This window comes from Paractinoplanes atraurantiacus (assembly GCF_900215205.1).
Taxonomy (GTDB): domain Bacteria; phylum Actinomycetota; class Actinomycetes; order Mycobacteriales; family Micromonosporaceae; genus Actinoplanes; species Actinoplanes atraurantiacus.
In genome coordinates this window covers 200,497-220,067 of the sequence record NZ_OBDY01000003.1, presented here as the reverse complement: position 1 = coordinate 220,067, position 19,571 = coordinate 200,497, and the positions used below count along the sequence as shown (strand labels likewise).

The 19,571-nt window shown below is 72.4% G+C and carries 15 protein-coding genes; 11 read left to right on the top strand and 4 right to left on the bottom strand.

What is annotated here, in order from left to right; translation table 11 throughout:
• Nucleotides 1-155: 155 nt before the first annotated feature.
• The 3 genes from CRP55_RS10300 to CRP55_RS10290 all read left to right on the top strand — a co-directional run bounded on the left by CRP55_RS10300 (nt 156) and on the right by CRP55_RS10290 (nt 3,555).
• Nucleotides 156-1,763 (top strand): restriction endonuclease, encoded by a 1,608-nt coding sequence (locus CRP55_RS10300; protein WP_097319468.1) that lies wholly within the window; start codon nt 156-158, stop codon nt 1,761-1,763.
• 99 nt (nt 1,764-1,862) lie between these two features.
• Entirely contained in the window at nt 1,863-2,687 is an 825-nt protein-coding gene (locus CRP55_RS10295) for a calcium-binding protein (protein WP_101536177.1), read from the top strand.
• A gap of 127 nt (nt 2,688-2,814) precedes the next feature.
• Nucleotides 2,815-3,555: an alpha/beta fold hydrolase gene (locus tag CRP55_RS10290; RefSeq protein ID WP_097319464.1), complete on the top strand. Its 741-nt coding sequence runs from the start codon at nt 2,815-2,817 to the stop codon at nt 3,553-3,555.
• Nucleotides 3,556-3,677: 122 nt separating this feature from the next.
• Here the strand turns inward: CRP55_RS10290 and CRP55_RS10285 are convergent, their stop codons facing one another.
• Nucleotides 3,678-8,594, bottom strand: a complete 4,917-nt coding sequence (locus CRP55_RS10285) for an arginase family protein (RefSeq protein WP_097319462.1) — start codon at nt 8,592-8,594, stop codon at nt 3,678-3,680.
• Between the two features lie 117 nt (nt 8,595-8,711).
• On the opposite strand from CRP55_RS10285, the gene CRP55_RS10280 reads away from it, so the two are divergent.
• A complete protein-coding gene (locus CRP55_RS10280; RefSeq protein ID WP_143234527.1) occupies nt 8,712-9,659 on the top strand; it encodes a hypothetical protein in 948 nt (315 codons plus the stop codon).
• On the opposite strand, the gene CRP55_RS10275 is transcribed toward CRP55_RS10280, so the two are convergent.
• Both CRP55_RS10275 and CRP55_RS10270 read right to left on the bottom strand, forming a co-directional pair.
• Nucleotides 9,656-10,438, bottom strand: a complete 783-nt coding sequence (locus CRP55_RS10275) for an SDR family NAD(P)-dependent oxidoreductase (protein ID WP_245922907.1) — start codon at nt 10,436-10,438, stop codon at nt 9,656-9,658. The genes CRP55_RS10280 and CRP55_RS10275 overlap by 4 nt on opposite strands.
• The gene (locus CRP55_RS10270) at nt 10,435-11,103 is read right to left on the bottom strand and encodes a hypothetical protein (protein WP_097319455.1); all 669 of its coding nucleotides are present in this window, start codon (nt 11,101-11,103) and stop codon (nt 10,435-10,437) included. Before CRP55_RS10270 ends, CRP55_RS10275 begins: the two co-directional genes overlap by 4 nt.
• 475 nt (nt 11,104-11,578) lie before the next feature.
• Between CRP55_RS10270 and CRP55_RS10265 the strand changes: the two genes are divergently transcribed.
• From CRP55_RS10265 to CRP55_RS10235, 7 genes are all read left to right on the top strand, one after another.
• Nucleotides 11,579-12,901, top strand: coding sequence for an AAA family ATPase (locus CRP55_RS10265; RefSeq protein WP_097319454.1), 1,323 nt, complete (start codon nt 11,579-11,581; stop codon nt 12,899-12,901).
• A gap of 13 nt (nt 12,902-12,914) precedes the next feature.
• The gene (locus CRP55_RS10260; protein ID WP_097319453.1) at nt 12,915-13,919 is read left to right on the top strand and encodes a beta family protein; all 1,005 of its coding nucleotides are present in this window, start codon (nt 12,915-12,917) and stop codon (nt 13,917-13,919) included.
• A 10-nt stretch (nt 13,920-13,929) separates the two neighbouring features.
• Nucleotides 13,930-14,658: a hypothetical protein gene (locus tag CRP55_RS10255; RefSeq protein ID WP_097319452.1), complete on the top strand. Its 729-nt coding sequence runs from the start codon at nt 13,930-13,932 to the stop codon at nt 14,656-14,658.
• A 22-nt stretch (nt 14,659-14,680) separates the two neighbouring features.
• Nucleotides 14,681-15,535, top strand: a complete 855-nt coding sequence (locus CRP55_RS10250; RefSeq protein WP_097319451.1) for a bifunctional DNA primase/polymerase — start codon at nt 14,681-14,683, stop codon at nt 15,533-15,535.
• An 81-nt stretch (nt 15,536-15,616) separates the two neighbouring features.
• Nucleotides 15,617-16,291, top strand: a complete 675-nt coding sequence (locus tag CRP55_RS10245; protein ID WP_097319450.1) for an SRPBCC family protein — start codon at nt 15,617-15,619, stop codon at nt 16,289-16,291.
• A 561-nt stretch (nt 16,292-16,852) separates the two neighbouring features.
• Nucleotides 16,853-18,640 carry a GAF domain-containing SpoIIE family protein phosphatase gene (locus CRP55_RS10240; protein WP_245922906.1) on the top strand — a complete coding sequence of 596 codons (1,788 nt, stop codon included), beginning with the start codon at nt 16,853-16,855 and terminating at the stop codon, nt 18,638-18,640.
• A gap of 134 nt (nt 18,641-18,774) precedes the next feature.
• Complete coding sequence (locus CRP55_RS10235; protein ID WP_097319448.1) at nt 18,775-19,104, top strand: nucleoside triphosphate pyrophosphohydrolase family protein; 330 nt, start codon at nt 18,775-18,777, stop codon at nt 19,102-19,104.
• On the opposite strand, the gene CRP55_RS10230 is transcribed toward CRP55_RS10235, so the two are convergent.
• A complete protein-coding gene (locus tag CRP55_RS10230) occupies nt 19,090-19,521 on the bottom strand; it encodes a DUF6232 family protein (RefSeq protein ID WP_143234525.1) in 432 nt (143 codons plus the stop codon). The two genes, CRP55_RS10235 and CRP55_RS10230, sit on opposite strands and share 15 nt — an antisense overlap.
• Nucleotides 19,522-19,571: the final 50 nt, after the last annotated feature.

The window sequence follows — 19,571 nt, the reverse complement described above, 5'->3', positions numbered from 1 at the left end:
GCGTGCCGATCGTGGAACCTACTGCGATTCCTACCCGTCCCGGCCGGCTGGCATGCACGCTACGCGCTTCGGGGGACGCGCCGCGTAACCAGATCCGGAAAGGATGGATATGGTGGCGATCGGACATGTAAGTGAGGCAAGGGGCAGGGCAGGGCATGGGCATCATTCGGAACATGCAGCGGGTGCACGCCACGCAGGCGGCGGCCGAGCATCGCGCCAACACCGCCGCGGCGCAGCAGCGCGACCTGATCCGGCGCAATGCCGACCTGGCCATCGCGGCCGCGCAGCAGGCCGCCTCCGACACCGACCGGCAGCGGGAGCGCCGCCGGCTCTACGTCGAGGCGCGCAACGCCGACGCGGCCGCGGCCAACGCCGAGATCCGGGGCCGGCTCAGCGACCTCGACGCGCTGCTGATCTCCACGCTGGACGTCGACGACCACATCGACCTTCAGATCTTCAAGAAGCCGGTGGTCGTGCCGCCGTTCGACCCGGGACCGCTGGGCCGGCCGGCGCCCGAGCCGAGGTGGGACAGCTACGTGCCGCCGCCGCAGCGCGGCGTCGGCAAGATCCTCGGCGGTGACCGGGTGCGCGCGCAGCAGACGGCCAGCGCCCGCCGGGCCTACGAGGACGCGCGGGCCCGGTGGGCCGAGGCCGAGGAACGGCGCAAGCGGCAGTTGGAGGCCCGGCGCCGGCAGTACGAGGAGAGCGTCCGCAAGCACCAGGAGCAGATGGCCGCCTACAACGCCGAGGTGGACCGCTTCGCCACGGCGGTGGCCGGGGCCGACCCGGCGTCGGTGGTCGAGTACTTCGCGATGGTGCTCGGCAACTCGGTCTACCCGGACGACTTCCCGCAGCACTTCCGCCTGGCCTACCTGCCGAAGCAGAAGCACCTGCTGATCGAGTACCACCTGCCGCCGATCGAGGTGGTGCCGATCGTGAAGGAGTACCGCTACGACCGCACCCGCGACGACCTGACCGCGGTGCCCCGCGACGAGGGTGAGATCCGCAGCCGGTACGTGGAGGTCATCGCCCGGGTGACCCTGCGCACGATCCACGAGATCATCGAGGCCGACCGCGGTGGCCTCGTGCAGCAGGTGTCGTTCAACGGCATTGTGGACAGCATCGACAAGCGCACCGGCCGGTTCGTCCGCCCGTGCCTGGTCTCGGTCAAGACCGGCCGCGACACGTTCGCCGCGATCAAGCTGCGCCGGGTCGACCCGGTGGCCTGCGTGAAACACCTCGAAGGAGCCCTGTCCCCCAGCCCCGACGAGCTGGCCGGCATCTCCCCGAAGATCGATTTCGACCGTGACGCCGACCGCGACTTCACCGAGGAGTTCAACGTCCTGGCCGAGATCGACGAGCGCCCCAACCTGGTCACCCTGCCCGACGCGGCCTGGGAGCAGCAGCTGGCCGACCTGTTCGGCGTGATGGGCCTGCAGATGGGCGCGCCGACCCGGACGGGCGCCGGCACCCGCTGGCTGTGCACCGACCCCCGCCCGATCTTCGGCGGCCCGGTGGTCCTGTTCGCGTCCCGGGGCCCGGCCGCCGGCTCGGCGGCGGTGCACGCCCTGGCCGGCGCGGTCAGTGCGGCCGGCGCCACCAAGGGCATCCTGGTCTCGCTGGGCGGCATCGAGCCCGAGGCGTACGAGGCGCTGGCCGGCCGCCCGCTGGAGCTGATCGACGGACCGGCGCTGGTGACCCTGCTGTCGAACTACTGCCGGGTGAAGGCCCGCATCGAGCTGACCGAGACAGTCAGAGCGTGAGTGGCACGAAACGGTGAGTTGAGCAAGTGATCAGTCTTCATAGGATTTCGGCATCGCGGCGCCCGAGGCCGCGTGACCTGAATATCCATGGGGGATGACATGTTCTTGCTCAACGGAAAAGCGCTGGCCACCGTCGGCGCCGTAGTCGCGGCGACGGCCCTGTTCGCCGCCCCGGCCCAGGCCGCCGCCGCGGCCGGCAACGCGCGGGTCGACGGCAGCGTCGTCAAGTTCACCGCCGCCACCGGCCACGCCAACTCCCTGATCGTCACGCTCTCGGGCCGCACGATCACGCTCGACGACCGGGTCGCCGTCAAGGCCGGCAAGGGCTGCCAGGCGGTCAAGGGCGACCGGACGAAGGTCCGCTGCACCACGGCTCAGAAGCCGGTCGAGGTCAACGTCCTGCTCGGCGACAAGAACGACAAGGTCACCAACAAGACGGCGGTGCACCTGTACGCCGAGGGCCACGCCGGCAGCGACACCCTGATCGGCGGCACGGGCTGGGACCGGCTGGTGGGCGGCACCGGCAACGACTTCGTCTACGGCAAAGCCGGCCACGACTCGCTGTCGGGCGGCCCGGGCCACGACTACCTCGACGACCCGTCCGGCGGCAACATCATCGACGGCGGTTCCGGCAACGACACGGTCATCGGCGGCTACGGCGACGACTACATCTACGGCGGCGACGGCAACGACGCGCTGAACGGCATCGACGGCGACGACGTCATCTTCGGTGGCCCCGGCAACGACGGCCTGGTCGGCCACAAGGGCAACGACAAGCTCTACGGCGGCACCGGCAACGACAAGCTGGACGGCTTCGAGGGCAACGACGCCCTGTACGGCCAGGACGGCAACGACCGCCTGAACGGCGGCCCGGGCACCGACATCCTCGTCGGCGGCGCCGGCCGCAACACCATCACCCAGTAACCCACCAGCCCTCCGGCACCGGTGCCCAGGCTCCACGAGCCTGGGCACCGGTCATTTCGGCCCGGCCCAAGTGCGCATATCCGGCGCCTATTCGCATATCCGGCGACGCGGCGGGTACAGCCACACCGTGATCTTCCACCGCCGCTGGACCCTCGCGCGAGGGCTGCGGATCCACGACGTCGCGGCGGAGGAAGCCTCCGGCGTGCCGGTCGTCCTCGTGCACGGCCTGGCCGTCTCGCACCGCTACCTGATGCCCACGGCGCGCGCGCTCGCCGCCCGGCATCCCGTCGTGGTCCCGGATCTGCCCGGCTTCGGTCTGAGCGACAAGCCGTCGGGCGCCTACGACGTGGGCGAGCACGCCGACCACCTGGCCGCCTGGCTGGACGCCCGCACCATGGGCCCGGTCTGCCTGGTCGGCCACTCCTTCGGCGCCGAGGTGGCCGCCCGGCTCGCCGTCCACCGCCCCGACGTGGTCGCGGGTGTGGTGCTGGCCAGCCCCACGACGGACCCCCGCGCCCGCACCCGCCGCGGCCTGATCGGCCGCTGGCTCCTGGACACCTTGGTCGAGGCCCCGTGGCAGGCCCCGATCCTGGCCCGGGACGTAGCCGACGCCAAGCCCTGGCGCGTCCTGGCCACAGTGGGCCACTCGGTGCGCAACGAGGTCGAGAAGGACCTGCTGCGCCTACCGGTCCCCCCACTCGTGCTGGGCGGCTCCCTGGACTCCGTGGCCCCACTGACCTGGCGCACCGCCGTAGCCGAGATGACCGCCGGCACGTCGGTCACCATTCCCGGCGCCGCCCACAACGCCCTGACCACTTCCCCTCACCGCGCCGCCACCGCAATCACCACCTACTTGTCCCATCTTTAATCAGCCGCCGCCCCGCCCTCGCCGCCCCGCCCTCGCCGCACCGCCCTCGCCGCACCGCCCTCGCGGCACCGCATCGCCCTCGCGGCGCCGATGATTGGCCGGCCGGCGGTCGGCTCGTGGGGTCAGCAGATCGCGCGGATCAGGTGGGCCAGGACCTCCTCGTCGGCGGGGTCGGGCGGGGTGGTGGGCTCGTACTCCGTGATGCCCAGGCCGGCGAGCGGGAAGCGCTCGGTCAAGGCCCGCACCGCCGCGGCCAGCTGACGCGGGGTGACGCCGCCCGGCGCCGGGCTGCCGACCGATGAGAAGGACGACGGGTCGAGCACGTCGAGGTCGATGTGGATGTAGACAGCCCGCGCGCCCGCGGCCGCCACCACCGAGGGCAGATCGTCCAGGGCCGCCATCGCGACGGCGTTGTCGGAAATGTACTCCTTTTCCGGTGGGTCCAGCGCTCGCACACCGGCCAGCACCACCTGCGCCGGGCGCAGGGTCCGGCGCGGCTTCAGGTCGGCCGGGCCCTCGCCGAGCAGGGTGCGCAGGACCATGCCGTGGAACGCGCCCGACGGGGACGACTCGGGGGTGTTGAGGTCGCCGTGGGCGTCGAACCACACCACCACCAGGCCGTCGCCGTGGCGTTCCAGCGCCGCCTCGATCGGCGCCAGCTCGACCCCGCAGTCGCCGCCCGCCGTGACCATCGGCGGGTCGGTGATCGCGGCCCGGATCGCCGCCAGGTTGTCCGCCGGCGAGCCGGTCGCCGGCACCCGGACCCGCCGGTCGCCCGGGATCATCCGGGCCAGCGCGGCCGCCCCCTCGGCCAGGCGCTCCGCGGTCGGCGAGCCGGAGCCCTGCCACTGACCCACCTCGAGCACCGTGCGGCGCGGCGGCGGCACTATGCCGAGCTCGTCGATCCGCTGCCAGACCGGGCTCATCGCCGCCTCCGGCTCGCGGGCGTAGATGCTGCCCCGGATGCGCACGAAGACGCAGTTGCCGACCCGCTCCAGCACCGCCTGGCGGCGCATGTCGCTCTCCCACTGCTCCGGCCCGTGATAGGCGTCGCCGTCGCATTCGATGGCCAGGCGACGGCCGTCGGGGGCGTTCAGCACGAAGTCGATGCGGTACGCGCCGATCCGGAACTGCGGGACGGGCCGGTACCCGCGCGCCAGCAGCCGCTTGAGCACGTCACGCTCGAAGTCGCTCTCGCAGCGCCCGGCCAGGTCGGCCGCTTCCTCGGCCGGGGTCAGGTTGAGCGCGTACGACAACAGCAGCCCCCGCGCGTCGTCGGCGAGCAAAGAGCCGGGACGCACCGAATGGAAGATCCAGAGCTGGTCGCGGGCCCGGGACGCGGCGACGTTGATCCGGCGGTGGTACTCCCGCTTGGTGAAGGCCGCGATCCGGGGGTCGTTGTCGGAGACCACCATGGACACCAGCACCACGTCGCGCTCGTCGCCCTGGAACGTATACGCGTCGCCGACCCGCAACCGCCGGGCCTGGATCTCGTCCTCGCCGATCTCCGCGCGGAGCAGACTCAGCAGATAGGACGCCTGGCCGCTCGTGCTCAGCAGCGAGATCACGCCGAGCGTGCGTCCCGCGTACGCCGGGTCGCGCACGATCGCCGCGACCTGCTCGACCAGCGCGTGCGCCTCGGCCGTGTTCACGTCGCCGAAGCCGGAGATCGGCTGGCGCACGCCGTCGGGCAGGAAGACCGTGCGGATCGGGGCCAGCGACGGCCGGTCCGCCCGCAGCGGCATGATCTTGCCGTCGTAGTAGTGGCGCGACGAGAACTCGATGATCTGCGGCACGCAGCGGAAATGCTCGGTGAGCAGGATCCGCTCGGGCGAGCGCCGCACCGCGTGGTCGTAGAGCGACGACTCCGGATCGAAGTGCTCGGCCGACGGAACATCACCCAGATGGCTGTGGATCAGGCCGCCGACCTGGCCGACGAAGCCGAGCTGCGGCCCGATCTGCTGGTCGTCGCCGACCACGACGGCCCGCTCGGCCAGCGACAGCACCGGCAGCGCGAACAGGTCGGCCTGCGACGCCTCGTCGACGATCACCACGTCGAACCGGGCGCCGCCGGCGAACTGCTCGATGGCCCGGTCGACCGACATGACCCAGACCGGCACGGCGTCGACCGCCTGCTCCATGGCCCGCTGCGCGTGCGCCTGCCAGGTCGCGGCCGTCCGCCCGGTCCCCTTGCCGATCTTGCGGAGGGCGGTGGTCCAGTCGGCCAGCGCGGCCCGCCGCCGGTCGTCCAGGCTGCGCGACACCTCGAGCCAGGCCGACGCGACGACCAGCTCGGCCGTACGCCGCCGGATCTTCTCGCGGGCGCTCTCCACCCGCTTGGCCAGCACCGCCGGGTCGACGCTGCCGATCACCTCGTCGAACCAGGTCTGCGCCCGCCGCCACTGCCAGGCCTCCAGGCAGGCCTTCCCGGAGACGGCCGGCACCCGCCCGGCCTCGATAGACGCCACCCAGAGGGGCGCCGCCGGGGCCAGCCGGTCGCGGAGCGCGGCATATCTCTCCACCTCGGCCCGCAGCCCCTCCAGCCGGCGCACCTCGGCCAGCTCCGCGTCCCAGCCGTCCAGCGCCGCCCAGGCGTCGGCCAGCGGCCGCCACGGCGCCACCCGCTCGGCGATCTCACGGCGCCGCCGGTCGAGCGCGTCCAGCTCGGCCACGACGTCCGCCGCGTCGAGCAGCTCCGCCACCTCGGCCAGCCGCGCCGAGTCGAGATCGAGCTCCCGCTGGGGCACGAGCCGGCCCAGGCGCCCGGCCAGCACCGGCCAGTGCCGCACGTCCCAGTCCAGCGACTGCCCGGCCTCGGCCAACAGCGAACCGGCCCAGATCTCCGGGTCGCCGGACGGGGCCGGAACGGCCAGCCGGCCGATCCACTCCGTCCAGTGGCCACCGAGACGCTGCCGGGCCCGCTCACGCCGGACCCACGCGGCCGCCACGTCGACGTCCTCGACCGTGCGCAGGGGCTCGCCGTCGACCCGGACCTCGTCGGCGAGCCGGTAGAGCCCGGCCTGGAGCAGCCGGCTCAGGCCACGGCCGCTCGCGAAGCGCTGCCGGATCTCGTCGAGCTGGGCCAGCAGCTTCTTGGGCTCGGCCGCCCACGGCGCGGGAACGGTCACCGGATGACCGGCCAGCGTGCGGGTCAGCGTGGCCAGCTCGGCCAGCAGCGCCTCGGTAGCCCCGACGTGATCGGCCCAGACCGTCCGCCAGTGCGGGTCGTTGAGCAGCCGGCCCAGCCGGTCGGTCCACGAGCCCTCGCGGCGGCGCAGCCAGGTCAGCGCGGTGTGCAGGTCGGATCGTACGGCGGTGACGTCCTCACCCCGTACGGCCGAAAGGTCGAGACCGGCCGACGCCAAGCGCGACACGCGGACGGCGAGTGAGTCCCGCGACGCTCGCGCCGCTGCCGCCTCGGCGGCATCGGGAAGATCATCGGTTGGCGGAAGGCGCCGTAGAGCCGCGGCCCGGTCGGCCGGCGAGACCCGGGCCGCCGTCTCGAGCAGCGACTGGAACCCGGCGCCGTCGAGAGGAGGCGGACCGTCGACCGGATCGGGGATGCCGCTGCGGGTGGCGGCCCGCTCCCGCAGCCAGGCGCCCACCTCGACCGGGGTGAGCGGGGCGCCGTCGATCGGATAGGTGACCGCCTCGTTCTCGGCGATCGCGCGCAGGCCACCGAGGGCGGCGGCCAGCTCACGCTCGGCCTCCTCGAGCAGCCCGGTGAGCCGCTCGACCCGGCGCGCCTCGGCCTCCCTGTCGAGCGTGGCGGCCCGGTCGGCCAGCTCGCGGGCGGCCAGCTGGAGCTGGACGAGCTGGTCGGTGGTGCGGCCCAGCACGGCCAGGCAGAGCGCCCGGATCTCCTCGGGCAGGCCGTCACGGAGCACCCGCAGCGGGTCCTCCTTCTGCGCGACGACCAGCACTCGCTTGCCGTTGGCCATGAGGTGGCAGATCAGGTTGCGGATCGTGTGGGTCTTGCCGGTGCCGGGCGGGCCCTGGACGGCGACGTTGCGATGCTGGGCCAGGCGGCGGGCGATCGACTCCTGGGCCTCGTTGGTGGGCAGTGGCATGAGCAGCCGCTCGCCGACCCGGTGCCAGCTCTCCGGCCGGTCGTCGGGCATTCGCAGCTTGCTGGGCTCGTGGGCGACGATGGCGGCGAGCGCGCCGATGCTGGCCGTGTCGCCGGCCAGCAACCGGTTGCGCAGGCTTTCCAGGAAGCCGCGCAGGAGCCGCTGCTTGGGCCGGGCGAACAGCACGCCGACGTCGCTGACGTGCGGCTCGGCCGTCTCCTCGGAAGTGATCAGGCGGTCGTAGCCGAGGCGGCCCAGCGCCCGCTCGAACAGCTCGCGCCGCTCCAGGTCGCTCCACAGGTCGACCTCGAGCGTGCCGGCCGGCCCGGCCAGGCCCAGGAGCTGGCTCAGGTAGCGCTCGTCGAGCCCGGCCAGGGCGTCGGTCTGCAACCGCGACGGGCCGGCCGGCGAGACGGTGACCAGGGAACGGTCCGGCTCGTACTCGATCAGGACCGGCGTGGCGACCAACGGGTAGCGGACTCGCTCGCCGTTGACGACGGTCTCGAGCAGGCCGTGCCCCCAGACGAGCTCGGTGGTGGCCGCGGTCATGTCGATCTGATGCATGAGGTCGAACAGCTGCCGGTGCAGCGCGCGGGTCTTCTCGGCCTCGGCCGTCGCGTGCGCCCACGGCCGCCAGACCTGGTCGCGCCAGGTCTCGAAGTCGTCACCGGCCTCCTCGGAGGTCGGCTCCTCACCGGCCGTGACATCGCCGCGGAGACGCCGGCGCAGCGCGGCCGGAACCGTGACCGGCGGCGGCAGGGAGGGCAGACCGACACGCAGCCACGACGGATCGTCCGCAACCGGGCCGATCTGGCAGGCCGGATGGTCGGGCAGGGCATCGAGGCGGTACGCGTCGGCCGGTGTCACCCGCGCCGGCCGGTCCATCTGGGCGCGGACGGCGAGCAGATAGTCGGCGACCGCGACGGCCCTGTCCCGGATCGTCGTGGGCGACTCGATCTGCTCGGACATCCTCCGAAGTCTAGGACGCCCGGGCCCGTCCGGAGGTCTCGTGACCCGCGCGCCCCCACGCCCGGTTCCGCAACCGCTAGGGTGACGGCCGCTGATCTTGATCCGGAGCGTGGCCGCGTGAATGACCGTCATGACAACCCCTCACCTGAGGACGATGACCCCTCAACCAATAGGACGCCTTCAGACGAGCCATCCGCTTACCTGCCGCCGCCACCTCGTGAGCCGATCCCGCCCGGCCACGTCCCGCCACCGCCCGCCTACACTCCGCCGCCCAACTGGTCGAAGGGTGCCCGGGCCGCCTACCACGCCGGTCCGTACGACCCGCTGGTCAGCGGGGATTACAGCGGCTGGTGGCAGCGCGGCATCTTCCTGCTGCGCACGCTCTGGAAGCCGATGGCCCTGGTCCAGCTGGCCGGCAACGGCCCGCTGGTGGTCCTGGGCGGTCTCGCCGCCGTGCCGGTCACCTACAACGGCCTCTCCGACCAGCAGTGGCTCGACGACCCGGCCGTCGTGCTGCCGGTCGTCATCCCGGTCGTCCTGATCGCGATCCTGGTCACCCTGATCGTCCAGCTGGCCACCGTGGAGATCGTGGCCCAGCACGTCACCGGCCGGCCCGTCTCCGTCGGCGCCGCCCTGCTGACCGGCCTGCGCCGCCTGCCCGCGTTCATCGGCTGGGGCATTCCGGCCGGCCTTCTCATCGCGCTCGGCTCGATTTTCTGCCTGCTGCCCGGCATCTACGTGGCCGCCGTCATGGTCACGCTGCCGGTGATCATCCTGGCCGAGCGGGGCCGGGTCATCGGCCGCGCGTTCCACCTCTTCCACGCCGACTTCGGCGCCTCGGCGGCACGGATCGCCACCCTGTTCGGCGTGCAGCTCGCCCTCGGCGTGGCCGAAGGCGTCGTCGGCATCATCGCCGGCCTCGACCCGAGCGGGGTGACGAGCATCGCGGTCTCGGTCGCCTTCGCGATCGGCACCGGCGTCTTCCTGGCGCCGTTCCTGCTGACCACGTACGCCGACCTGCGCGCACGCTACGAGCCGTTCACCACGGCCCAGCTCGCGACCTAGGCTTCCTCGGGATCGCGGCCGACCGCCGATCGGCCGCCGTCCACGGGGATGACCGCGCCGCTGATAAAGGCGGCCTGGTCGGAGAGGAGGAACGCCACCGCGTCGGCGACCTCCTCGGCGCGGCCCATCCGGCCCAGCGGCTGAAGCAGGCGGATCTCACGGTCGAAGGCGTCCCGCCGTTCATCGGGCAGGCCGGCCCGGTAGGACGCCGACCGGTCGGTCGCGATCGAGCCCAGGGCCAGCGCGTTCACCCGTACACCCGAAGAACCGTAATCAACCGCGAGCGCACGCGTCAGTCCTTCGACGGCGGCCTTGGCCGTCGCGTACGCGAAAGCGCCCCGCACCGGCCGTTGTCCCTGATGGGACGAGATGTTGACGATGGCGCCGCCGTCACCACCGGCCAGGAAGGCGCGCAGAGCCGCCGCGCAGCCGGTCAGCACCGGATCGACGTTGCGGGCGATCAGGGCACTCATCTCGGCCGCCGGCGTCTCGTGCAGCCAGGCGTCGGCGAAGATCGCGGCGTTGTTCACCCAGCCCTTGAGCGGGCCCGCGGCCCCGGCCGCCCGGCGCGCCACCTCTTCGTCGCGGGCGTCACCGATGATCGGGATGATTCCCGGGTCGGCGGCGGCCCAGCTCAGCGCGTCACGCTCGAACTCGATGACCGCCACTGTCGCCTCCGCCGAACGGAGCCGTTCGACGATCGCCCGGCCTATCCCCCGGCCACCCCCGGTGACCACATGGAACGCCCCGGCGGTCGGCCGGGGCGTCCTCGAGATCACGGGAACTGCATGCGACGTGGGCGGGGAATGACGGGTGGAGGAAGGGGCAGGTCGTCGAGGTGACTCCAGTTGAGCGAGCCGTTGTCGGTCGACTTGACCTCGCCCAGGCAGGCGCGCAGCAGACCCAGGTTCGGGGCGCCCGCGTAGCCGGCGATGATCACCTCGGGTTTCGGCTCGATGCCCGCGATCGCGGCGCAGATCTTGGCGACCTCGCGCTCGTCGACCGCGTCGAGCGGCAGCGGCGGCTCGGCCTGGGAACGCCGCCACGGCGGGCCGAACCGGCGGAGAAGCTCGCGGGCCAGCCGGCCGAACGAGCGCCCGACCGCCGCGTCGCGCATCGAGTCGCGGGCCGACTGCCCGTAGCACCACGGCACGACCACGTGCCCGTTGAGAACCACCAGCTGATACACCGATTTCGGTACGCTGATGATCTCGGCGCCGGGAAGCGTGCCCAGGAAGAGCACCAATTCCTCGTACGGGAGCGGCCACCGGGGATTGGCGAGCACTCGTTCCGTAGTCTGCGTCATGGCGGGGTGCGCGTGAACCTCGCGATCGATCGCGGTGCTCAATGCCTCCGGCACCCGGGTCCACAGCTCGCCGGCAACCTTGTCGCCGAACTGCTCGACCACCCACTCGCTCGGACCGACCAGAACGTCTGGGCGCATTCGTTACCACCACCGTCCGTGTCGCTGGCGTTACTGCTGGCTAGAAGAGTTCCACTTCCGGTGATCGACTGGAAGGGCTCCCTTTGCTTGATCCCAGAAACGCCCGTGAATGAAATCGGGAGCGACGATCAAAACGTTGCTACGGCGACGGAGCAGCAGGTCGGAACGCGGCGAAACATGCAACTTGCACGGCGAACCGCACATGCAAGTTGCATGTCGGCTTCGCAATTCGACCAGTGCGTACAGTGAATCACTCAGATATTTCGAAGCCGTGACCAGCAAGCAAACTTCCACCCACCTGCGGCACCGTATTTCGATCACGGATTTGTGAACGCTCCCAATTTAGCGCCCTCGATCAGTTGCCGCGGCGCACCCGGCGGGGCCGGGACCGCTAGACGATCCCCGACCGCCACGCTGTCAGATTTCCGTCAGTGCCACCTTCACGGAAGTGCCCGAAACCTAAGACACTTTCCCGGTGACATCGCACCCGCTGACTCCCGCCGCCGAAGCCGCCCACGTCATCGACGCCGTGCTGCGCGATCTGCGCGAGGGCGACCACCGCGGCGTCGTGGTCGACTCACCGCCCGGCGCCGGCAAGTCCACACTGGTGGTGCGCGCGGCCGGCGAGCTGGCCGCCTCCGGCGAGCCGTTGATGATCGTGGCGCAGACGAACGAGCAGGTCGACGACCTCATCGCCCGGCTCGGCGCCCGGTCGCCCGAGGTCGAGGTGGGCCGCCTCTCCGCCGTCGACTACGAGCCCAGCGAGCGCGTGCGCGACCATCCCCGCTGCCGCGTCGGGGCCAAGGTGGCCGAGCTGAACTCCCCGGCCGTCACGATCGGCACGGCCGCGAAGTGGGCGACCGTCAGCGAGGGCTCCTGGCCCTGGGCGATCGTCGACGAGGCGTACCAGATGCGCTCCGACGCCCTGCTCCGCGTCGCCCCCCGCTTCGTCCGGGCCCTGTTCGTCGGCGATCCCGGCCAACTCGATCCTTTCTCGACGGTGGAGACCGACCGCTGGACCGGCCTGTCCTGGGACCCGATGCTGAGCGCGGTCAACGTGCTGCTGCGGCACAACCCCGACCTGCCGGTCCACCGCCTGCCGGTCTCGTGGCGCCTGCCGCATACGGCGGCCCCGGTGGTCGCCGAGGCCTTCTACCCCTTCACCGGCTTCCGCTCCGGCACCGGACCGGGCGATCGCTCTTTGAGGTTCTCCGGGCCATCGACCAGCGCTCTCGACGACGTGCTCGACGTGGCCGCCGAGACCGGCTGGGGCCTGCACGAGCTGCCCGCCCGCTTCACCGTGCGCACCGACGCTGAGGCCGCCTCCGCCTGCGCCACGCTGGCCGTGCGGGCCCTGGCCCGGCAGGGCGCCGCCTCCTCCGAGTCGGGCACCGGCCCGCTGACCGCCGACCGGATAGCCATCGGCGCCGCCCACCGCGACCAGGTCGCGGTCATCCGCTCGCTGCTGCCGCCCGAGGCGGCCGGCATCACCGTCGACACGGCCAACCGCCTCCAGGGCCGCGAGTACGACCTGACCGTCGTGCTCCACCCGCTCTCCGGCCGGCAGGACGCGACCGCGTTCCACCTGGAGTCGGGCCGGCTGTGCGTGCTCACCTCGCGCCACCGCCACGCCTGCGTCGTGGTGGCCCGAAAGGGCATCGCCGAACTGCTCGACGCGCATCCCTCAACCGAGCCGGTTCATCTCAACGTGCCCGTGAAGTTCCCCGACGGCTGGGAGGCAAATCAGGCTATTCTAGCTTATTTGCATCGAGCGGTGTCACTTAGCCGACAAAGATAGCTACTTTAAGTGAATGGCGGTATTCACGACGGCGGGGTCCACGCAGGACGGTGTCTACCGGCCCATCCTGCGCCCGCGCCGAGGCGAACTGGCGGCACTCACCCACCTGACGCCCGGCGACGCCCTCCGGGTCATGCCCATCCTCGAACTGGACGACAGTCCCGGCATCGTGGCCCTGCTCCGCGAGCTGCCGCCACGCACCGGGGCGGTCGCCGTCGACTCCAGCGACTTCCCCTCGCTCGACCTGGCCGGCGAGCTCGCCGCCCTGGGCGTGGCCATGCTGCCGGTGCTGCGCGCCCACGAGAGCCGGCGCCGCCTGGTCGCGCACGGCCTGGCCGCCCGCATGCACCTGGGCCGGGCCGTCCTGCGCCTCCAGCCGCACATCGACGCGGCCAACCCGGCCCAGGCCGACGAGGTCACCCGCCACGTGCTGCGCGGCGCGAACCTGCAGGCCGAGGCGGTCGACCTGCTCATCGACCTGGCCGAGACGGCCTGCCTGTCACACGCCGACAAGGTCGAGGAGCAGTGCCGCCGGGTGCTCCGCTGGGCCCGCTCGATGCCGTGGCGCTCGGTCAGCGTCGCCTCCGGCGCGATGCCGCCCAACCTGGACGACCTGCCCACCGACCGCCCGGTCACGGTGGGCCGCCTGGACGCCCGCGTCTGGCAGCGACTGGGCGAGCCGGGCGTGGGCTACTCCGACTACGGGGTCACGTCACCGGTACGCCGCCGGGGCGTACAAAAGCATCGCCAGCTACCCACCCTCCGCTACACCGACGACCACGACTGGTGGATCTACCGCTGGTCCCGCCGGGGCGGCCGCAGCGACGACCGCTGCCACGACCTGTGCCGCACACTGGTCGGCTCGCCGCACTGGCCGGGCCCCCGCTTCTCCTGGGGCGACGCCGAGCTGGCCCGCCGAGCCCGCACGGCACGGGGAGCGGGCAGCTCGGCCAGCTGGATGTCCTGGAGCACGAGCCACCACATAGCCCACGTTCTGCAGACCCTGGTCCGGCCCTAAGCTCGGCCCCGTGACCGAACGCAAGCTGGACGCCCTGGTCATCCGCTGGTACGAGCGCCGCACCGACGCCACCGACGTCGTCGCCCGCTGGCTGAGCGCCGCCCGCGCACACCTGACCGAGGCCGTGCCGCGCCGCTTCGGCGAGAGCGAGCCGCTGCGCGGCCGCGGCGACGACAACGCCCTCCAGGAGGCGTACGCGAAGGCCGACCCCATGCTCTTCCTGGCCGGATCCCCGCCCGTTTACCACGCCACCCTCGCCGCCGCGAACCCCCGCCTCGGAGGCCCGGTAGCCGCCCACACGATGACCGGCGCCCTGGACCCCGCCGATCCCCAGGTCCGCGAGTTCGCCCTGGCGATGACCCGTACCGGCACGATCTACGTCTCCGCGTCGGCCTCCACGATGGAGCTCGACGGTGACACCCTTTACGGCCAGGACCGCCGCCGCGAGGAGCCCTATCTGGCTCCACTCGGCGACTGGCTGGGCCTGCCCCCGGAGCCGCCGCTCTGGTGCTGGTTCGGCCCCGGCTACACCCGGCTGCTCCGCCGCCACATCGAGGCCGAACCCCTCGCCGGCGGCCTGTTCCATGCCCGCGGCCACGGCGAATGGGTCCCCGACCGGTTCCGGGCGAGACTCGCCGAGATCGATCCGGCCCGCCGCCACGCGCCCCGCATGCCGCGCGGCCTGCGAAGGTCCGCCCTCCGCCTGGCCTTCGGCGGCTTCCGGCCCGAACGGGGCTGATTTTTGTCGTACGCTTGTTCTAATGTTGCTGACAGCCGCGTTGGCCTACGCCCGGCACGGGATACCCGTCCTGCCGGTGCATACGGCTGGCCCCGGCGGCTGTTCCTGCGACAGAGGAGCCCGATGCGATCACCCCGGCAAACACCCTCACCTGCGCCACGGCCTGACCGAGGCGACCACCGACCCGCGCCTGATCGATCTCTGGTGGCATCGCTGGCCCGAGGCCAACGTCGGCTTACGCACCGGAGTCGTGATGGATGTCGCCGACGTCGACTCCGAGGAGGGCTGGCACGGCTTGTGTCATGTGCTCGGCGGCTCCTTGCCCGGCGGCCCGCTGGTACGCACGGGCAGCGGCGGCTGGCACTTCTGGTTCCACCCGACCGGCTTCGGCAACCGGGTCCGCCTGCTCCCCGGCCTCGACTGGCGCGGCTCCGGGGGCTATGTGGTGGCCCCGCCTTCGCGCCACGTGAGCGGCGGCGACTACCGCTGGGTGCACCGCCCGGTCGACGACCTTCCGAGCGGCCCACCGGCGTTGCGCGAGCTCATCGAGGGCCCACCTCCACCACCCCACCGCCGGCAGCGGCAGGCCCTGATCGCCCACCCCGACCGCTACGCGCGCGCCGCGCTGACCGCCGAGTGCGACCGGGTGGCCCGAGCCCACACAGGCACCCGGAACGACACCCTCAACCGGGCCGCCTTCGCCCTGGGCCGGCTGGTCGGCGCCGGCCTGCTGGACGCGGCCGAGGCCACGCGCGCCCTGGAGACGGCGGCGGGCTTCGCCGGCCTGGGTCGCGCCGAGACCCGGGCCACGATCCGCTCGGGCATGACCGCGGGCCGCCGCACGCCTTTCATCGACCGCACACCCCGAGCCGCATGAGCCTGACCGCCGCGTGGCGTGATCGGCCGATTACCCCAAAGATGGGGGCATGACCGACGTGACTACAGCCGGGGGCCCGGCATGACCGACCGACGCCCGCTCAAGCCCTACGACGTCGAGATCTCCGTGCCGGTGGGGCGCGACGAGGCCTGGGAGGCCGTCACCCGGCCCGAGGTACTGCGCCAGTGGTTCGGGTGGGACTACGACGGGCTGGACGCGGAGATCCGCCAGATCTTCATCGACGAGGCGACGCTCTGGGCGCCGGAGCGGATGGGATGGGCCGACGGCTCCTCTTTGGAGGTCGACGGCGACGACGACAGGTCGCGGATCCGGGTGGCCCGCGAGGGCTCGGGCCCGGTGGCCGAGGAGGTGTACGACGCGATCGAGGAGGGGTGGCGCGCGTTCCTGACCCAGCTCGCCTTCCTGCTGCGTGAGCGCCCGGAGGGCCGGCGCCGCACGGTTTACCTGACCGGCGAGACCACGGGCCGTCAGGCTCTGACGCTGGCCACGGGCGACTGGCAGCGCTTCGGCCCGCGCGTGGCCTCGACGGTCGACGACGAGGGTCACCTCGTCGTGGTGGCCGGCCACCTGCCCCTGGACGCCCTGGCCGCGGCCCGCTTCGAGGTGACCATCTCCACGTTCGGCCTGGACGACCCCGCCTTCGAGACGGTCCGTGAGACCTGGGCGAAGCGCTGGGCCCCCTTGGCCGCCGACGCCAACCTGACCACCGCGGAAAACCCCGCCCCGAACAGCTGACCCGCCCACAGACCGGCCCAGCGCAGACACGGAGGCTGCGCCGGGCAGCACGCGCGGCCCGCGCAACGCCCTACGCGGGCCGAGATCGACGCCGGCGCAAGCGCGACACCTGCCTGGGTCGACGCGTGCGCGGAGCGCAGGGCGTGCGCGGAGCGCAGGGCTTGCGCGGGGTCGGGGCTTGCGCGGGGTCGGGGCTTGCGCGTGCGGGACGGCGCGTGCGGGTCGGCGCGTGCGCGTGCGCGTGCGGGCCGGCGCGTGCGCGTGCGGGACGGCGCGTGCGCGGAGCGCGGGGCGAGCGCGACGCCGGGTCCGGCGCGGTCAGAGTGGGTGGCGAAGCAACGCGAGGGCTGGCCGAGGTAGGCGCCGCGCAGCCCGAGAAGCGGAGGTGGGTTGGGGTAAGTGCCGCGCGGGCAGCGCGGGTGCCTGCGGCGACGGTGGGGGGATGGGGGATGGCGCGGGATGTGGGAGGAGCGGGCTCAGAGTCGTTGATCAGGGTGAAGCCCCGGTAGCCTGACAGGTCCGACCTGCTAGCAGAGGGCGGTCATTGTCCGGGAGCGATTGGTGCTGCGCGAAGACTTGGCCGCGGGTGCGCCGAACGGTGTGATCGGCGATCCCGCGCGGCTGCGAGCGGTGTCGCGGCTGGGGCTCGGGGGCGGGGCCGATCCGGCGTTCGACCGGATCGCGGCCATCGTCGAGCGGCTCATCGACGCGCCCGTGGCCGTCGTGACCGTGCTGACCGCCGACCGTCAGCATCTTCCGGGGCAGGTGGGGCTGCCCGCGCCGTTCGCCGGGACGCGGGAGATGGGGCTGGAGCATTCGTTCAGCCGGCATGTGGTCGATGCCGGCGAGCCGCTGATCGTTGCCGATGTGCGGGACGACGCCCGCATGTCGGACAATCTGTCCATTCGGGACTTGGGGGCGGTTGCCTACGCGGGGGTGCCGCTCACCGACTCCGACGGACTGGTGCTCGGCACGCTCGCGGTGATGGACCGTGAGGCGCGGAAGTGGACCCCCAGCGAGATCGCGCTCCTCGTCGAGCTGGGCGAGGTCTGCTCCTCCGAGTTGCGCCTGCGGATCGCGCGGGAGATCGCCGACGAGGCCCGCCGGCATGCCGAGTCCGCCCACGACCAGCTCATCCTGCTCGGGGAACTGACCGACGCGCTCGCCGGGACGATGGACATCGACGCCGCGCTGACCAAGCTCGGCCACCTCGTCGCCGGGCGCCTCGCCGACTGGTGCTTCATCGCGCTGGCCGACCCGTCCGGCTCGATCCGGCACATGTCGGCCGCCCACCACGACCCCGCGTACGCCGAACTCGCCGCCGACCTCACCGGCCGAGCCCGTCAGTCCGATCTCAAGCCTCTGCTCCGCGACGTGCAGAGCGCCGGCTCGATCCGGCGTGACGACACCGGCGGCGGCCTGCTGCGGGCGAAAGCACCGGAACTCGCCGCGGCCGCCGCCGAGCTGGGCAGCTCGTCCCTGCTCCTCGTGCCGATCACCGCGCCCGTCACCAAACGCGTCCTCGGTCTCGTCCTGCTGGCCAACGGCGCCGTCCCGTTCACCGGCGCCGCCGAGCAGACCGCGGCCGAGGTGGGCCGCCGGGCCGGCATGGCCGTCGACAACAGCCGGCTCTACGGTCACCAGCGGCACGTCGCCGAGGTCCTCCAGCAGAGCATGCTGCCCGATCTGCCCATTGTGGACCGCATCGACCTGCACGGTCGTTATCTTCCCGCCCAGGCCGGGGCCGAGGTCGGCGGCGACTGGTACGACGCCTTCGCCCAGCCCGACGGCAGCCTGATGCTCGCCGTCGGCGACGTCTCCGGACACGACATCGAAGCCGCCGCGACCATGGGCCAGGTCCGCAACCTGGTGCGCGGCGACGCCTACGGCCGCGACGACGCCCCGGGCCCCTTGCTCGCCCAGCTCGACCGGGCCCTGCACGGCCTGCATGTGCCGGCCGCCGCCACCGCCGTCCTGGCCCGCCTGCGCCGCGAAGGCGACGACTACCTGGTCTCCTTCGCCAACGCCGGCCATCCCCCGCCGCTGCTGCTGCGGCCCGACGGCGAGGTGGAGATCTGGTGGGAGACGCCCGAGCCGCTGCTGGGCCTGCTCCCCCGCGATCCGCGCACCACCCATCTCCGCCGCGTGCCGGCCGGCTCCACGCTGCTGCTCTACACCGACGGCCTGGTCGAGGATCCCGCCCACCTCATCGACGAGGGCATCGCGCGCCTCGGCCACGTCCTGCGCGGCGCACCCACCCGCCCCGCCGAGGAAATCTGCACAAAACTCATTAAAACCGCCCCTCGCCGGGACGATGACATCGCTCTTCTCCTGGCCAGACTCCTTTAGAGGTACGCCTTCTCGCCGCACCCGGCACGCCACGGCGCCGCCCGCGCGCCGTTACGCTTCGGCGGCCCGGCGCCGTCGTGGTCACCCTCTCTGCCGCGGCTGCCGGGCTGTCCTGCAACGAAAGGAAGACCCGCGTGGACCTTCAGCAGATGCAAGAGCGCGCCCTGGCCATCGCCGCCCTCTACGACCGGCACAATCTCGCGGCGGGCCGCGGGACCTGGGGCCCCGAGCAGTTCATGACCGGCTTCGTCGGCGACGTCGGCGACCTGGCCAAGCTGGTGATGGCCGCCGAGGGCCGCCGCGGCGATCAGGAGGGCGACGTCCGCGACAACCTGGGTCACGAGCTCGCCGACTGCCTGTGGTCCGTCCTGGTCCTGGCCAGGCACTACGACGTCGACCTGGTCACCGAGTTCCAGCGGATGACCGACGGCATCGAGCGCTATCTGGAGTCAGGCCGGTCGTAAGTCTTCGAGGGCTCTCTCCAGGTTGCGGCACACCCGCTCGAAGTCGACTTTGTCCCGGGTGGAGTACAACTCGACCGGCTGGTCCCGATGGTCGGCTCGCAGCGTGTAGACCGGGCTGGCCAGCCGCAGCACGAAGACCGCGGCCACCACGGCCACGAGCACGACCAGCAGGCTGCCCATGTCGCTCATGAGCCAGCCCACGGCCACCCCGGCCAGGATCACCGCGACCGCGGCGGCCAGCACCGCGGCGAACCGGGGGCCGCGCCGCCGCACGCGCATGATGTTACGAAGATCGTTCAGGTCGTACGCCGAGCCGTCGGGCGCATGCGTCACGAAGTGACTTTCGGTCACCGTCCCGGCCGGTCCGCGGTAGTAGACCGTCATGAATCCGCCGAGCCCAACATCGTTGTGGAGCACACAGCGTCACCTTATCGACGCCGTTCCATGATCGACAGCGTCCGGACAGG

Coding starts and splice junctions, on each gene's coding strand:
- CRP55_RS10285 (WP_097319462.1), bottom strand. CDS start 8,594: ATGTCCGAGCAGATCGAGTCGCCCACGACGATCCGGGACAGGGCCGTC.
- CRP55_RS10270 (WP_097319455.1), bottom strand. CDS start 11,103: ATGCGCCCAGACGTTCTGGTCGGTCCGAGCGAGTGGGTGGTCGAGCAG.
- CRP55_RS10245 (WP_097319450.1), top strand. CDS start 15,617: ATGACCGACCGACGCCCGCTCAAGCCCTACGACGTCGAGATCTCCGTG.
- CRP55_RS10250 (WP_097319451.1), top strand. CDS start 14,681: ATGTTGCTGACAGCCGCGTTGGCCTACGCCCGGCACGGGATACCCGTC.
- CRP55_RS10295 (WP_101536177.1), top strand. CDS start 1,863: ATGTTCTTGCTCAACGGAAAAGCGCTGGCCACCGTCGGCGCCGTAGTC.
- CRP55_RS10300 (WP_097319468.1), top strand. CDS start 156: ATGGGCATCATTCGGAACATGCAGCGGGTGCACGCCACGCAGGCGGCG.
- CRP55_RS10260 (WP_097319453.1), top strand. CDS start 12,915: ATGGCGGTATTCACGACGGCGGGGTCCACGCAGGACGGTGTCTACCGG.